The sequence below is a fragment of the Capnocytophaga sp. oral taxon 323 genome (assembly GCF_001278825.1).
GTDB lineage: Bacteria > Bacteroidota > Bacteroidia > Flavobacteriales > Flavobacteriaceae > Capnocytophaga > Capnocytophaga ochracea.
Genome location: NZ_CP012589.1, coordinates 1,782,277 through 1,798,142 on the forward strand (window position 1 = coordinate 1,782,277; position 15,866 = coordinate 1,798,142).

The following is a 15,866-nucleotide window of genomic DNA, read 5'->3' on the forward strand; positions in this document are numbered from 1 at the left end:
ACACGGGTCTTTACCTCTTGACAAAGTCTATTTTCTATTGCCTATGGTCTAATGCCTGTGGCCTTATTACTTCTTACCTTTGTACTGATTATTTAAGTATTCAGTAACTTCTTTGGTAATATCTTTTTTCTCAGTACCGTAGAGCACGCTGCCGCCGTCATTAGCACCAAGAATAAAGGTGTAACCTTTTTGTTTTCCGTACTCTTTAATATTTTTCTTCACTTTGCTGAGTAAAGAATCCATTTGAGTTTGGCTTTCCATTTGTATTTTTTGTTCTTCTTGTTGCAAATGTTGTTGCAATATTTGGCTTTTTTGCATCAGTTCGTTGTATTTTTTCTGAGCTACGTTCTGAGGGAGAGTTTTGGCCTGAGCGTCGAAAGCACGCGCTTCAGTTTGGAACGCCATTGAAATACTGTCGCGTTTTCGTTCGTAGGCACTAATTTGTCCTTTTAGTTTTGCCTCGATGTCTTTTTTTTCTTGATAGTCGTTTAGAAGTTTAGAGTTATCTACAAACGCCACCTTGTCGGTACAAGCAGTAAGGGCGAGCAGTGCTACGCCTGTTAAGATGAGTTTTTTCATTTTTATAATGTTTAATTTGAATTACGTGGCAAAAGTAAGAAAGTTTTACGTGTAAAAGAAATATTTTTTAATTTTGTTACTAAAAAAGTGAAAATACTCTCTTTTGTCACTATTCATTACACCTTGTTTCACCTGAAACATTTTACTACCTTCTTTTACCTTGTATAAATTTATTTTATATTATAAACACTTTTCTATAAGTCTACTTTATCAAAACTGACTTTATTACAGCTTGTTTAAAGTATTATTTTTTAAAAAGTAATAAAGTATAGGTTAATAGTTGAGAAGTCTTATAAAAACGTCTTATTTTAAGTTTTTACTATTTTTAGTTTCAGAAATATAAAAAAATAGACAATTCTTAGCTCTTACTTCTTATTTCTTGCCTAAAACATAAATCTGCGATGAGTATTCTCCTTTTCTCCAACCATAATAATTTGAACGGACTCCGTTGATGAAACCTTTAAGAAAATGTTTCTTTCCTGTTTTATATTGCTCGGAAAGCATACTCACATAGAAGGCATCAAAAAGCATAGGGTGGGTGGCAAGCAACTCAAAACCTTCTTTGGCAAAAAGTTGTTCAATGCTATCCTTAGAAAAATGCCATAAGTGTCGGGGTACATCATAAGCTGCCCAGTAGGCTCCATAGTGCTGTGCGTCCCACGAACGATAATTAGGTACAGCTATAACAGCTAAACCATCTTCTTTCAGTAAATTACTGATGAGCTGTATTTCTTGTGTTACATCGGGTACGTGTTCCAATACGTGCCACATAGTAATCACATCAAAAGAGTGGGGGAGGAGGTTACTAAAATCAGCTTGTAACAAAACTCCTTTTTCTTTTGCTTTGGTACGTGCTTTCTCGCTGGGTTCTATGCCCATAGTCTCCCAATGTGCATACTCTTTACCACTACGCACAAAGTCGCCTGTACCTGCACCTATATCAAGCAGACGAACATTTCCTTTTTTGTATTGTTTGATGAGTTTTATTTTGTGCTTTAAGTTATAATTTTTCACCCATTGATAGAGTTTATCAAATAGTGTTCTGCGACTGTCTGTGTGCGAAATATAATCCTCACTCTCATAGTATTTTTTAAGGTTATTAGGTAGGGGAGTAGTGCGGTAAAGTTTTAATAATGAATCATATACGAGGGTAAAATCCTCTTGTGATACGCTGTAATCTTTAATTGTCATTAGTTGTTAGTGTTTAGTCGTTAGTTACTACTTGTCAATTATCAATTATGAATTATCAATTGAAAATGTTCCACGTGGAACATTTCTTATATACTTACTTTTTGTCTTTCACTTATTACCTTTTACCTCGTAAGAAAGCAAACGTTTTTCTCTTCTTCAAATATTCAAAGTTGTAATCATTCTCGTACGCTTCACGTTCAAAGATGATATTATGGTAAGCTCTCTTCTTATCTTTATACTTAATATATTTCAGTATAAAATCTACAGCATACCATATATAGAAAAATATTACCAAGAGTTCTCGTTGCTGAGCTAAATGTATGCGTTCGTGGTTGATGAATTGTGCATCTTTCAATAGTTTTGGGTCATTAGTAAATATAAAAGGGTAGAGGGTAATACCACTAAAACCCTTAGGAACTAAATATCTATTTACTATAAACCGATTCATATAAGTAAAAAGTATGCGGCAAAAGTAGTGAGAAAATAGCAGATAAACAAATGAGTTCTTAATTATCAATTCTCAATCGCCAATTCATAAATGTTCCACGTGGAACATTTATGAATTAAATATGTAGCTTTATTTAAAAATATTTATTACCTTTGTCGGCGTAAAATAATAATATATCAGTATGAAAAAGTTTTTAATCCTGTTGTTATTTCCTTTTATCGGAATGGCACAAATTATCAATACTCCAGCTACACGTTTGGAGAAAGAACTCAATGGTAAAGTAAAAGCTCTTGTCGAACGTACTTATGATGTCTTTCAAGGTAATCTTAAACAAAAACGTCTTGCAACCGAAAATTATTATGAATTTAATAAAGAAGGAAACACCTTGCAGTTAGAACAAAAATACAGTGGTATTACTTTGCGTTACGACTATGTTTACAATGCTAAGCAAAAACCTCTACAAGTGAAAATATTGAGAATGGCTCACGGAGGTATACAGAGTTCTACAGGACTCTATGAATATAATAACCAAGGGCATTTAGTAACTTATCGTACAATGATGGAGGGTAGCGCTTCGCCTACACAAACCTATACTTTTAATAAGTGGGACGCCAACGGTAACCCTACCGAAGGTCTCTTAGTAACACCCGATAGCAAAGCAAAGGTATTCCAGGAGTTTGATAAAAATAACCAACGCACTTTGCTCAAAATGGTAACCGAAGGAAATCCGCCTACCGAGATGCGCATCTCAGTGCGTTACGACCGTGAGGGTAGGGTAGTGGAACGCAGTATTGCTGAGGGAAACACCAAACCCGATGTAATGCATTATACATATGATAAAAAAGGTATTCCTACCGGCGTAAATAACCAGAAGTTTGAACATACTTTTGATAAGCAAGGTAATTGGGTTACTCGCATTGTATTCGTCAATGGATATATCGTAGGATTTACAGAAAGAGAAATAAAATACTAATATTAAAAATACATATACTTATGAAAAGACTATTTATTATTACTTTAGCTTTGTTCTGTACGGCTTGTAATACCGATTGGCGCAGAAAATACGATGAGGTATATCCGTCTCAAAACGGAATTTCAATGGTAAGAAAAGATAATAAATACGGACTCGTAAATGCCGAAGGTACCGTCGTAGCACCTTTGAAGTATGATTATATCAACATCTACCCTTCTGCCGAAATACCTTTTTATGATGTTACTATTAATAATTTATATGGGGTGATACGCCCTTCGGGTGAAGAACTCATTCCTGCTGAGTATAACTTTATTTCGTATTCCGAAGGTGTTTTTATTGTACAACTCAATGATAAGAAGAAACTTCTTAGTACTAATAACGAAACACTCACCCCTTGGTATGACGAAATAGACCTCTTTTTCGGTGGTCTGGCTCGCGCTAAACAAGGTAATAAGTATGGCTATTTAAATACTAAAGGTAAAGTAGTATTGCCTTTTGTATATGATGACGCTGATGATTTCAACGATAGTAAAAAGGCAATGGTGAAGTATAAAGGTAAGTGGGGAATGATTGATAATCTCGGTAATACAATCATTCCTTTTGAATATGAACAGGCTGAACCCTATACTAAAAGCAATGAGGAATGGGAAGATTATTACTATATCCTCATAAAGAAAGGTAGAGAGGTAAATATAGATAAAGAAGGTAATCTTTTGTCATTTAAATAATCACTTCTTTTACCTCTCCTCTAAATATCACTTTAAACGATAAACGCTTCCATTGTTTAGGCAAGCGAGGCATAAACGTTAGTGCACCGTTCTTTACACGCATACCAGCAAAGCCCTCTACAATGCTGAGCCACGTGCCTGCCATCGAGGTGATGTGTAACCCTTCGTGTACCTCCTTGTTGTAGTCGTCCAAATCAAGCCGAGCTGTACGCAGGTAGAACGCGTAGGCTTCCTCTGTCTTCCCTAAGGCTGATGCGAGGACACTATGCACACAAGGTGAAAGTGACGACTCGTGTACGGTGAAAGGCTCATAAAACTCATAGTGCTTTTGGAGTTGTTCTTTGGTAAATCGCTCTTCAAAGAAATAAAACCCCTGTAACGTATCTGCCTGTTTGATATAAGGCGAACGCAATATTCTATCCCACGACCAATGTTGGTTGAGCGGGCGCTCCCCAGTAGGAATCGCACTTACAGGCTTCAAGTCTTTATCTAAAAAACCGTCTTGTTGCAAGTATACATCATACTTTTCGCTATAAGGCAAGTACATATGTTCCACAATATCACTCCACTCCTTCAATTCTTTAATAGTCACCCATTGCTTTTCTCTCTTGTATTTCAGTGCCATAGTCGCTGCATAACTCAAACACCAAGAGGCAAGATAGTTCGTATAGAAATTATTGTTCACATTGTTTTCGTACTCATTAGGTCCTGTCACCCCTAAGATTACGTACTGTTTCTTTTCTTCTGAAAAATTAACTCTCTGTGCCCAAAAACGTGCAATAGCAATAAGCACTTCCATTCCATATTCTTTCAGGTACGACTCATCGCCCGTATAACGGGTATAGTTATAAATCGCAAAAGCAATCGCCCCGTTGCGGTGTATTTCTTCAAAGGTAATTTCCCATTCATTATGGCACTCTTCACCGTTCATCGTTACCATAGGGTAGAGTGCAGCCCCGTCAGTAAAACCAAGTTTTTGGGCGTTTTCAATAGCTTGTGGCAACTGTTTATAGCGATACAACAGCAGATTGCGAGCTACTTCCGCGCCTTTGGTAGCCATATAAAAAGGCAGGCAATAAGCCTCAGTATCCCAATAGGTACTACCACCGTACTTTTCCCCCGTAAAACCCTTAGGTCCTATGTTCAAATGGGCATACTTGCCCTGATACGTTTGGTTGAGCTGAAAGATATTAAACCGGATACCTTGTTGCGCTTTCTCATCACCTTCAATCACAATATCCGATGTCTCCCATATCGCCGCCCAATCTTCTTTCTGCATCTCCAATAACTCCTCAAATGTTAATGCCTGTGTGTCTCGCACCTTTGACAAAGTTTTAGACTTTGTCAAAGGTGTATAGCCACCATATTTTTCAATACGAAAGGTTTGGTTTTGCTTAACAGTTACTTCATACTGCAACCCTATATAGTTCTCCTTTCTATTTTCTTTTCCACTGATATTCAGTTCTTTTCCTTCTATAAAAAGATGATTTTCCATAAAGGTTTGCACTTTAAAGGCTGTCTTTTTAGTTTCAGCAAGTATAGTAGCGCAGTTGTTTTCCGAATAAATTTCCAAAGTATTCCAAAAATGCTCGTCCCAGTTAGCATCATTATTCTTAATACCACTGTCTAAGTAACTTTCTATTTCTATGGAAGTATCAGCATTAAGAGGACTAATCTCATAACGTAAAGCTCCTATTTCATCATAACGCAACGAGAGTAAACGCACCACTTTTACAGCAATTTCCACACCGTTACGAAGTGTAGCCGTAAAACTTCGCTCGTACCAACCCTCTTTCATATTCAGTTGTTGGTGGAAGTTTTTTACCTCCAAACAAGTGTTTAAGTCTAATAGTTCCCCGTCTATTTTGATGTGCAGTCCTATCCAGCTGGGCGCATTGAGTACTTTGGCAAAGTACTCAGGGTAGCCGTTTTTCCACCAACCCACTCGGGTTTTATCGGGGTAATACACCCCACCGATGTAGCTCCCTTGAAGTGTATCGCCCGTATAGTCCTCTTCAAAGTTAGCCCGCATTCCCATAGCCCCATTTCCAAGGCTGAAAATACTTTCGTGTTTGGTAACCTCAGCTTTATTAAAGCCCTCTACGATGATGTTCCACGTGTTCATAGCAATTAGTCTTCACAAGTTTAAAGTGCAAAGGTAGAAGATAATTAGCAAACGAGCAAATTTGTAAAATTAGCTCATAAATACCCTACCCAATAATGATTACCATTACACTTTTCCATCATTAATTCCCCTTTCCGTCGCCACATTCCCTCTTTTTCGTCATTCGTCATTCGTCATTCTCTCCCTTTTCCGTCATACTCCCCCCTAGTGCCTATGGCCTAAGGACTATCACCTCTTCCCTTTTCTTTCGCCTCGAAACCCTGTTTTTACCATTTTTTGAATCGCTGTATTATACTATGAGTCAACCATTTATATACCCTTTCTATACCAATCGTCCAAGATTCGTATAAGCTTCCTATAAGCTCTCTATAAGCTAACCCCACCCTCCTTACACCCTTTTTTCATAAAAAACCCTACTTCCCTTCTTTTGAATTTCTCCGTTTCCTTCCGCTCTCTCTAACCTATCCGATTTGTTCAACAAGTCTGACCTATCAAAAAACGATTTTTATCACTCTTATCCAAAAGTATAACTCCACTGCCGCTATAGAATAGACAAATGTAAAGTTAGCAGATTAGCAAATTATTATTATCTTTGCAAAAAAAAATAGAATATGAGAACTGTAAATTACAATAAAATGGTCAATTACAATGTGAGTATCCCTGAGGGAGACGTGCCTATGTTTGAATCTCTTTTCAAGAAATATAATGTGATAGTAGAACCTACTATAGTAGCGGAACCTGTAGAGGAATATATTCCTAATAAAGAAACTATAAAAGCTATTGAGGAAGGAAGAACAGAACTCGCTAAATATAAAAAGGGACTCGTAAAAGGTTATACAAATGCTCAAGAATTGATTAACGATATCTTATCTGAAGAAGATGAATGACACAAAAGAAAATAAAGATTTGTATCGTATTGTTTATGCTACGACCTTTAAAAAGGAGCTAAAAAAATATAAAAAACTAACCTATTAAGCTATCAAAAATTATAGAAATAATTAATATTTTGATAGAAAAAGGTTCTGAAGGTATCCCAATGGATAAAAAACCTCATCTTTTAACAGGAAATTATAAAGGTTGTATGGAATGTCATATAGAACCTGACTTACTACTTATTTGGGAACAAGATGATACTGAAAAAACAATTATGTTAGATAGAATAGGTAGTCATTCAGAGCTTTTTTATAAAAATAAGAAATAATAAATATTCCTCATAAACTTTTCACTTTTTCACTAAAAAATATGGCAAAAGAAACCCCCTTGATGAAGCAGTACAATCAGATAAAAAGCAAATATCCTGATGCTTTACTGCTGTTTAGGGTAGGCGATTTCTACGAAACCTTCGGTGAAGATGCCGTAAAAGCCGCTCATACCCTCGACATTGTGCTCACCAACCGCAACAACGGCACCGAGCGCAGTGAATTAGCGGGTTTTCCTTACCATTCTATCAATACCTATCTTCCCAAGCTCGTAAAAGCGGGCTACCGCGTGGCAATATGCGACCAGCTCGAAGACCCTAAACTTGTGAAAGGCATCGTAAAGCGAGGTGTTACCGAACTCGTTACCCCAGGAGTTGCCCTCAACGACGATATATTGCAAAGCAAGAGCAACAACTTCTTAGCCTCGGTATGGTTGGGCAAACAAGGCTGCGGTGCAGCTTTTCTCGATGTTTCTACCGGTGAGTTCTTGGTAGCACAAGGCGATAAAACCTATATCGATAAGCTCTTACAGAACTTCCGCCCCAGCGAACTGCTCGTTGCTAAACACCAAAAAAAGGAATTTGCTGAGCATTTTGGCGACGACTTCCACTGTTTCTACTTGGAAGATTGGGTCTTTAAAGACGATTATGCCCAGCAGGTACTCACCAAACACTTTCAAACCAACTCTCTCAAAGGCTTTGGTGTAGACGAACTCACCGAAGCGATTCTTACCGCAGGGGCTATTCTCTACTACTTATCCGAAACCCAACACCACCAACTCCAACACATTACTGCCATTCAGCGCATCGCCGAAGAGGCTTACGTATGGCTCGACAAGTTCACCATTCGCAATTTGGAACTCTATGCGGGCAATACCACCCCCTCGGTGAGTTTGCTCGATGTGATTGATAAAACGCTATCGCCTATGGGCAGTCGTACACTCAAACGCTGGTTGGCGTTACCACTGAAGAAGTTAGACAAAATCCGTCAGCGTCACGAGGTGGTCGATTACTTTTTGAAACACATCGATGTATTAGAGCAGGTGAAAACAGCCCTCAGCCGTATGGGCGACATCGAACGACTGATTTCTAAAGTCGCTACCCTGAAAATCAATCCGCGGGAGGTAGTGCAATTGCGCGCTTCCTTGGAACATATCCCCCTGATAAAACAGTTGTGTTTGGCTTCTGCCAATGAATCGCTTACCCTTTTGGGCGACAAACTCCACAGTTGCGAACAACTCTGTGCGCGCATCGCCGAAACACTCAATGAAGATGCCCCTGTGAACATAGCCAAAGGCAATGCTATCGCCAAAGGTTTTTCGGCAGAATTGGACGAACTACGCGGACTCTCGCATTCGGGTAAAAGTTATTTAGACGATTTGCTCTTGCGCGAAAGCCAACGCACAGGTATTCCTTCTCTGAAAATAGATAGCAACAACGTGTTTGGCTACTATATCGAAGTGCGTAACACACATAAAGATAAAGTCCCCGCGGATTGGATACGCAAGCAAACCCTTGTGAATGCCGAGCGTTATATCACCGGAGAACTCAAAGAATACGAAGCTAAAATATTAGGTGCTGAAGAAAAAATCGCTCAGTTAGAACAATCGCTATATGCCGAACTGATTGCTTTTATCAGTGAATATATCGGTCAGGTACAAACGAACGCCACGCTTATCGGTCAGCTGGATTGCCTCTGTGGTTTTGCTACTTTGGCGATGGAAAACAACTATCACCGTCCCGAGATGAACGAGGGGTATGCTATTGAGATTAAAGACGGTCGCCACCCTGTGATTGAGAAGCAACTACCCGTTGGTACACCCTACATTGCTAATGATGTGTATTTAGACCGCGAACGCCAGCAAATCATAATGATTACCGGACCTAATATGTCGGGTAAATCGGCTATCCTGCGACAAACTGCCCTGATAGTCCTCTTGGCACAGATAGGTAGTTTTGTACCTGCTGCCAGCGCTCAATTAGGTATCGTCGATAAGATATTCACCCGCGTAGGAGCAAGCGATAACATTTCTATGGGTGAATCTACTTTTATGGTCGAGATGAATGAGGCAGCCCTTATTTTGAACAATATCTCCGATAGAAGTTTGGTGCTCTTGGACGAAATCGGGCGTGGTACCAGCACCTACGATGGTATTTCCATAGCGTGGGCAATCGCCGAATATTTGCACGAGCACCCCAGCAAAGCCAAAACCCTTTTTGCTACCCACTATCACGAACTTAACGAGATGAGTGAGCAGTTCGAGCGCATCAAGAATTACAATGTATCGGTAAAAGAAACCAAAGACAGCGTACTTTTCTTGCGCAAACTCACCGAGGGTGGTTCAGCGCACAGTTTTGGCATACACGTAGCGAAGATGGCGGGAATGCCTCAATATGTCATTCAGAAGGCGAATAAAATGCTTAAAAAGCTCGAGGAGAGTCATAATGTAGTACCCACTGCCGAAGTGGTTAAAAACGCCCAAAAAGAAATGCAATTGAGCTTCTTTGATATGAACGATCCACTCTTAGAAGCCCTAAAAGAAGATTTACTCAGTCTCGACATCAACACCCTCACCCCCGTAGAGGCACTGATGAAACTCAACGAAATGAGAAAAAAAATTAGCTAATTAGCAAATTTAAAGATTAGCAAATGAGTAATGTTATAAACTTTACTAAAGTTTCAAATTGCCTGTGCGGCTCGCACCTTTGCCAAAGTTAACCTCGTCTGGTGCAAGTTACAAGCTTGCACCCCATTTTACAAGGCGTAGCCTTGATTTTGTTTAATATTTGTTTAATTTTTGAGGCACAGCCTCATTCCTCTAATTCAAGTTCGCACCTCATTCTCTCATTTCCCAATTATTTTCCTATCTTTGCAACTCATAACTCTCAATCCTATATGAAACCATACTTTTACCTTTTAGCATTTGCTCTTACGGCTTGCCACAACGCGTCAGAACAAAAAGAGTTGCCTAAAAAGCAACTCACCAAATACGTAAATCCGTTTATCGGTACCGATGGTACCGGTAACACCTACCCAAGAGCGATGACTCCCTTCGGAATGGTGCAACTAAGCCCCGATATAGGTATCCCTGGCTGGGACAGAATTTCGGGTTACTTCTATCCCGATAGCATCATTACTGGCTTTTCACACACCCACCTCTCAGGTACGGGTGCGGGCGACCTCTACGATGTGCTGATAATGCCTACCAATAGCAGGTTTAACGAGCGCATAGAGGCAAACAATCGTTTGCCCTTCTCTTATTTCTCTCACAAACACGAAACCGCTACGGCAGGCTATTATAGCGTCGATTTGTTGAGTTATGGTATCAAAGCTGAACTTACCGCCACTCCTCGTGTAGGAGTGCAACGCTATACTTTTCCTAAAGACGAACAGTCTAAAATTACAATAGATTTAGGTTATAGCATCAACTGGGATAAACCTACCGAAACCTATCTAAAAGTGGTGGATAATACAACTTTGGAAGGCTATCGCTTTTCTACCGGTTGGGCACGTAACCAAAAGGTGTATTTCGTCATCAAACTCTCCAAACCCTTTGCTGATAAAGAATTTACAGAAGAAAAAGAAAACGGCAAGAGCAACCGTTCTAAAATTGTACTCCGCTATGCTACCGCCGATAATGAAGCCATTGTAGTGAAAACAGCTCTCTCTATGCATAGCATTGCAGAAGCGTATAAAAATATGGAAGTTGAAGCACCTCATTTTGCTTTCGACGACTATCGCGAGACAGCTCGCAATCTATGGGAGAAGCAGTTGCAGAAGATTACGGTAGAAGGCGGTACTGAGGAGCAAAAAACGATCTTCTATACAATGCTCTACCAATCGATGTTGGCGCCTAATCTTTTCAGCGATGTCGATGCACCCAAAAAGCGTTATGATACTTTTTCTCTTTGGGATACTTTCCGTGCGGCTCATCCGCTTTATACCTTGTTACACCGCGAAGCCTCCGCCGATTTTATCAGTAGTTTTTTGGCACACTACCGCGAAAATAGTGCGCTACCGGTGTGGAGTATGCAAGGAGGAGAAACCAATATGATGATAGGCTATCACGCTGTGCCTATTATCGTAGATGCGTATTTTAAGAAAATCCCGATGGATATTCCTTTGGCTTATGAGGCTTGCAAGCAAAGTGCAATGGTAAACGAACGCGAAATCGACTTATATAAGCGATATGGTTATGTGCCTTACGATTTAGATAAATCTGATGAAAACTGGTCGGTGTCCAAAACCTTAGAGTACGCTTACGACGATTGGTGTATTGCACAATTCGCCAAAGCTTTGAATAAAAAAGAAGATGAAGCTTACTTTGCCAAACGCGCTGAGAACTGGCGTAATCTCTTCGACGAAAAAACAACTTTCTTCCGCCCTAAGGATAGCAAAGGGCAATTTATCAAGCCTTTTAACCCCAAAGATTATAGTAAATACTTCTGCGAAAGCAACGCTTGGCATTATCGTTGGTTTGTGCCACAAAATATCGAAGGATTGCGCAATGCAATGGGAGGCATTAAGGCTTTTGAACAAAAACTCGACTCGATGTTCACTTTGGCAGTTACCGCCGATGAAAAGCTGCCTATTTTTAGTACTGGTATGATAGGACAGTATGTGCACGGCAACGAACCGAGTCATCACGTGGCTTACCTCTATCACTTTACAGCTCACCCCGAAAAAACTACCCAGCGCGTTACCGAAATATTGAACACTCAATACAAAAATACACCCGACGGACATTGTGGTAATGAGGACTGCGGACAAATGAGCAGTTGGTATGTGCTTTCCGCGTTAGGTTTGTATCCTCTTAACCCTGCCAACAGCAGGTATTATCTAAGTGAACCGCTATTCGATAAAGCTACGTTGCATTTAGAGAACGGCAAGACTTTTACGATTGAAAAAAGAAAAAACAGCAAAGCAAAAACACTACTCAACGACAAACCGCTGAATAGAGGATATATTACTTATGAAGAAATTATTGCAGGAGGACGTTTAGAGTTTAAGAAATAAACGCTTTTACTACCAACGCTGAGTTAGTACCTCCGAAGCCAAAAGAGTTGCTCAAAAAGGCTTTAATAGGGCGTTCTACAGTTTCGGGAATAATATTTAGCTTAGCAGAAGCTTCATCGGGGGTTTCAAAATTGATATTAGGAGCTATAAAACTGTTTTGCATCATCAGCACTGAGTATATCACTTCGCTAGCTCCTGCCATCCAGCACTCGTGTCCGGTCATTGATTTGGTGGAACTCACAGGAATATTACTGCCAAAAATCTCATAAATAGCCTTTGCTTCGTTAGCATCGCCTATGGGGGTAGAAGTGGCGTGCGCATTGATATAGTCGATTTCACTGGCTTGTATCCCTGCATTTTTGAGGGCGCGTGCCATAGCACGGGCTGGTCCTTCTACATTGGGTGTAGAGATATGTCCGCCATTAGACGAAAAGCCGTAGCCTACCACCTCAGCAATTGGGGTTGCCCCACGCCTCATCGCCGACTCGTAACTCTCCAACACCAAAGTAGCTGCCCCTCCACTGGGTACTAAGCCGTCTCTACCGGCATCGAAGGGACGAGAAGCCAAAGTGGGTTCGTCCTCACGCATTGAGAAGACCCCAAGACCATCGAAACTGCCCATACTGTACTTGTTGATTTCCTGAGCTCCGCCACATATTACGCAGTCTTGCATACCACTTTGGATAAGTAAGTAGCCTAAGCCTACCGAATGCGACCCACTGGCACAAGCTGCGCTGATACTCATATTTACCCCTCGCAATTGGAAGAGAGTAGAGAGGTTCATCGTTACGGTAGAATTCATCGTACGGAATACCGCCCCAGAGCCTACGAGGGTAGTATCTTTCTTCTCTCTTATCTTATCGTTTGTAAGAATTACCGACTCGGCTACACTGTCGTTGCCGTAGAGGATTCCCACTTCGTTTTGTTGTAAGAAATCGCTATCGATACCGGCATTTTTAAGGGCTTCGAGGGTTGCCATATAGGCGAACTCGCTTTCTTGCCCCATAGAAATACGCTCGCGACGACCTAAGAGTCCTTTTAGGTCGGGGTTTTCTACAAATCCCGTCAGCGCAGACCGATAGCCGTATTCTTTGCGTTCGGGCAAGAAAACAATACCCGATTTTCCTTGGTATAACGAATCGCGCACCTCGCCCAGTGAAGTGCCTATACAGGAATAAATACCCATTCCGGTGATAACTACTCTCATAATAATTGACAGTTGACAATTGATAATTAACAAAGTGGGGCAAAGGTAAGAAATAATACTGATAATGCCAAATAATGCCAATAATGCCAGAAATGCTGATAATTAACTTTGCCAAAGGTGCGAGCCGCACAGGCAGTGTGAGCCACACAGGCTGTTGAATTAGGAAATGAGAGAATGAGAAAACTAGTAAATTAGCAAATGTAGAGGGTTGAGGGATTCGGAAGATATCGGAGAAGTTCGGAAGAGGGGAGGGAGGATTTTTGATGAAAAAAGAGTGTAAGGAGGGTGGGGTTAGCTTATAGAGAGCTTATAGGAAGCTTATACGAATCTTGGACGATTGGTATAGAAAGGGTATATAAATGATTGATTAATAATATAATACAACAAGGCTAAAAATGGTAAAAAGAGGGTTTCGAGACGAAAGAAAAAGGAATAGGTGATAGGCCTTAGGCCATAGGCACTAGGGGGAGTATGACGGAAAATTAAAAGGAACCTCCCCCTAGCCCCCTTCAAAGGGGGAATGTAGTGACGGAAAAGGGAAGAGATAATTAGAGAATTAGCAAATTAAAAAATTAGTAAATGGGGAAGTGTGAGGTCTTAGGCCATAGGCAATAAGGGAAAAGTGTAATAGAAACCTCCGCCTTTACACATACCCAGCGACAGCTGGGTACCTTCAAAGGGGAAATGTAGCGACAGGGAAGCGAAAGAAATGACGAGGGGTGAATGACGAATCACGAAGGTAATGGGAGGTCGTAACACGAGATACAGTATAACTTTGCCAAAGGAGCGAGCCACATAGGTAATTTAAAACTTTGGCAAAGTATTGTAACAAGGAAAGACAAAACGTATTTAACGCCACAATATTAGAAATACTAATAATACTCAATCAATAGCAAATTGCGAATGACGGGCTTTGAGTGAAGATAGAACGAAGGGAAAATTTGCTGTATGAGAGAAGCTTGAAGAAATTTTAGGAGAGAAAATAGGAAAGACTGCCCCACTAAAAGTGGGAGCAGTCTTTCTTCTAACTTAGGGAAATTTGATTATTAATCTACGTTGATATCGGTATTTACATTTTTACTACCTACGAGGGCATAATACAAGAGGAATAGCAATGCTAATACAATTACCCAGTAACTTTGGATATAACCAAAAGCATCGGCAGCCCAACCTTGGATAGCTGGCAAAATACCACCCCCGCATACCATCGCCATAAAGATACCTGAGGCAGCGGCTGTATATTTACCTAAACCTTCGGTAGCGAGGTTAAAAATACCTCCCCACATTACTGAGGTACACAAGCCACAAAGAATGAGAAACATTATGCTTATTGGCACTTCGGCTAACCCAAAAGAAATATCAGATTTGAACACAGGCATATTTACCATTTGTGTTTCGGGTATTAATATAGCTAAGATAACAAAAAGAATTCCTAAGGAAGATACAAAAGTAAGCATTCCTTTGCTTGAAAACTTCGCTCCTAATGAACCTCCGGTAAGACGACCGATGAACATCAGGAACCAATAAGTACCTACTACTGAACCTGCAATAGTGGTATCTATTGCTAAGCCGTTCATTTCTGGACTACTGGTCATAAAAAGGTTTGCGATGTTGGGAATTCCTACTTCAATCCCTACGTAAAGGAAGATAGCTATCGCTCCTAATATAAAGTGACGGAAAGATAGTGGACTGTGTTTATCGGTTACATCTTTTTGTTTTACCGCTGCGTGAGGTTCGGGTATTTGCATTAGGGCAAGTACAATAAATGCCAAAGCGAAGATACCCATTGCTAAGAAGAGGGCAGGATTGGCATCGGCAATAGAGGTACCGGCGCTTATAGTACCGATGAGGTACCCTACTAATACGGGCACGATAGTTGCCCCAATAGAGTTGATAGCCCCTCCGAATTGCAAGAGTTGGTTACCGCGTTTGCCACCACCACCGAGGGTGTTGAGCATTGGGTTTACTACCACGTTCAGCATACACATAGAGAAGCCTGAGATAAATGCCCCAGTGAGGTATACTCCAAAGCTACCCATATTACCTGAAAGGAAAGTAATACAAACGCCAACGAAGCCTACGGCAATAGCTGTTAAAGCAGTTTTCTTATAACCGATGCGTTGTAGCATTAGCCCTGCGGGAATCCCCATAAAAGCATAAGCGATAAAGTTGGCTAGGTTCCCCAATTGTGATTCGAGGTTGCTTGCCATAAATTGGTTTTTTACAATTACCCCGAAAGGATTTTGTAAGCCCGTTACGAATGATATCATAAAGAATAAGGCGAACATCATCGCAATGGGTAATGCGTAACTTTTGTTTTGTTGATTTTGGTGTTCCATTATTTTTAGTTATTTATTATTTTAGAAAATAGGGAATAGGAGAAGGGAATTAGTTGTTAGA

At 40.4% G+C, this 15,866-nt stretch carries 11 protein-coding genes and 1 pseudogene; 6 read left to right on the forward strand and 6 right to left on the reverse strand.

Annotated features, from left to right (window positions below; genetic code table 11):
- Positions 1-66: 66 nt before the first annotated feature.
- From AM608_RS07715 to AM608_RS07725, 3 genes are all read right to left on the reverse strand, one after another.
- Positions 67-579 (reverse strand): OmpH family outer membrane protein, encoded by a 513-nt coding sequence (locus AM608_RS07715; RefSeq protein WP_048747861.1) that lies wholly within the window; start codon positions 577-579, stop codon positions 67-69.
- A 372-nt stretch (positions 580-951) separates the two neighbouring features.
- Positions 952-1,770, reverse strand: a complete 819-nt coding sequence (locus tag AM608_RS07720; RefSeq protein ID WP_053581323.1) for a class I SAM-dependent methyltransferase — start codon at positions 1,768-1,770, stop codon at positions 952-954.
- Between the two features lie 115 nt (positions 1,771-1,885).
- Positions 1,886-2,218, reverse strand: a complete 333-nt coding sequence (locus AM608_RS07725) for a hypothetical protein (RefSeq protein WP_053581324.1) — start codon at positions 2,216-2,218, stop codon at positions 1,886-1,888.
- Positions 2,219-2,399: 181 nt separating this feature from the next.
- Here AM608_RS07725 and AM608_RS07730 point away from each other — a divergent pair, with 181 nt between their 5' ends.
- Positions 2,400-3,191, forward strand: a complete 792-nt coding sequence (locus AM608_RS07730; protein ID WP_053581325.1) for a hypothetical protein — start codon at positions 2,400-2,402, stop codon at positions 3,189-3,191.
- A 20-nt stretch (positions 3,192-3,211) separates the two neighbouring features.
- The gene (locus AM608_RS07735; RefSeq protein WP_053581326.1) at positions 3,212-3,919 is read left to right on the forward strand and encodes a WG repeat-containing protein; all 708 of its coding nucleotides are present in this window, start codon (positions 3,212-3,214) and stop codon (positions 3,917-3,919) included.
- On the opposite strand, the gene AM608_RS07740 is transcribed toward AM608_RS07735, so the two are convergent.
- The gene (locus AM608_RS07740; RefSeq protein ID WP_053581327.1) at positions 3,912-6,044 is read right to left on the reverse strand and encodes a family 65 glycosyl hydrolase domain-containing protein; all 2,133 of its coding nucleotides are present in this window, start codon (positions 6,042-6,044) and stop codon (positions 3,912-3,914) included. The genes AM608_RS07735 and AM608_RS07740 overlap by 8 nt on opposite strands.
- A gap of 611 nt (positions 6,045-6,655) precedes the next feature.
- Here AM608_RS07740 and AM608_RS07745 point away from each other — a divergent pair.
- The 4 genes and pseudogenes from AM608_RS07745 (at position 6,656) to AM608_RS07760 (ending at position 12,259) form a co-directional block, all read left to right on the forward strand.
- A complete protein-coding gene (locus AM608_RS07745; protein WP_002674416.1) occupies positions 6,656-6,931 on the forward strand; it encodes a hypothetical protein in 276 nt (91 codons plus the stop codon).
- Positions 6,924-7,245, forward strand: a pseudogene (locus AM608_RS12785) (type II toxin-antitoxin system YafQ family toxin). The gene AM608_RS07745 and the pseudogene AM608_RS12785 overlap by 8 nt, the downstream one beginning before the upstream one ends.
- Before the next feature lie 41 nt (positions 7,246-7,286).
- Positions 7,287-9,869, forward strand: coding sequence for a DNA mismatch repair protein MutS (gene mutS / locus AM608_RS07755; RefSeq protein ID WP_053581328.1), 2,583 nt, complete (start codon positions 7,287-7,289; stop codon positions 9,867-9,869).
- Positions 9,870-10,138: 269 nt separating this feature from the next.
- Positions 10,139-12,259, forward strand: coding sequence for a GH92 family glycosyl hydrolase (locus AM608_RS07760; protein WP_053581329.1), 2,121 nt, complete (start codon positions 10,139-10,141; stop codon positions 12,257-12,259).
- Here AM608_RS07760 and AM608_RS07765 read toward each other — a convergent pair.
- The gene (locus AM608_RS07765) at positions 12,249-13,466 is read right to left on the reverse strand and encodes a beta-ketoacyl synthase (protein ID WP_009421460.1); all 1,218 of its coding nucleotides are present in this window, start codon (positions 13,464-13,466) and stop codon (positions 12,249-12,251) included. The genes AM608_RS07760 and AM608_RS07765 overlap by 11 nt on opposite strands.
- Positions 13,467-14,512: 1,046 nt before the next feature.
- Positions 14,513-15,805 (reverse strand): MFS transporter, encoded by a 1,293-nt coding sequence (locus AM608_RS07770; RefSeq protein WP_009411503.1) that lies wholly within the window; start codon positions 15,803-15,805, stop codon positions 14,513-14,515.
- Positions 15,806-15,866 lie beyond the last annotated feature (61 nt).

Coding starts and splice junctions, on each gene's coding strand:
- AM608_RS07715 (WP_048747861.1), bottom strand. CDS start 579: ATGAAAAAACTCATCTTAACAGGCGTAGCACTGCTCGCCCTTACTGCT.
- AM608_RS07720 (WP_053581323.1), bottom strand. CDS start 1,770: ATGACAATTAAAGATTACAGCGTATCACAAGAGGATTTTACCCTCGTA.
- AM608_RS07725 (WP_053581324.1), bottom strand. CDS start 2,218: ATGAATCGGTTTATAGTAAATAGATATTTAGTTCCTAAGGGTTTTAGT.
- AM608_RS07730 (WP_053581325.1), top strand. CDS start 2,400: ATGAAAAAGTTTTTAATCCTGTTGTTATTTCCTTTTATCGGAATGGCA.
- AM608_RS07735 (WP_053581326.1), top strand. CDS start 3,212: ATGAAAAGACTATTTATTATTACTTTAGCTTTGTTCTGTACGGCTTGT.
- AM608_RS07740 (WP_053581327.1), bottom strand. CDS start 6,044: ATGAACACGTGGAACATCATCGTAGAGGGCTTTAATAAAGCTGAGGTT.
- AM608_RS07745 (WP_002674416.1), top strand. CDS start 6,656: ATGAGAACTGTAAATTACAATAAAATGGTCAATTACAATGTGAGTATC.
- mutS (WP_053581328.1), top strand. CDS start 7,287: ATGGCAAAAGAAACCCCCTTGATGAAGCAGTACAATCAGATAAAAAGC.
- AM608_RS07760 (WP_053581329.1), top strand. CDS start 10,139: ATGAAACCATACTTTTACCTTTTAGCATTTGCTCTTACGGCTTGCCAC.
- AM608_RS07765 (WP_009421460.1), bottom strand. CDS start 13,466: ATGAGAGTAGTTATCACCGGAATGGGTATTTATTCCTGTATAGGCACT.
- AM608_RS07770 (WP_009411503.1), bottom strand. CDS start 15,805: ATGGAACACCAAAATCAACAAAACAAAAGTTACGCATTACCCATTGCG.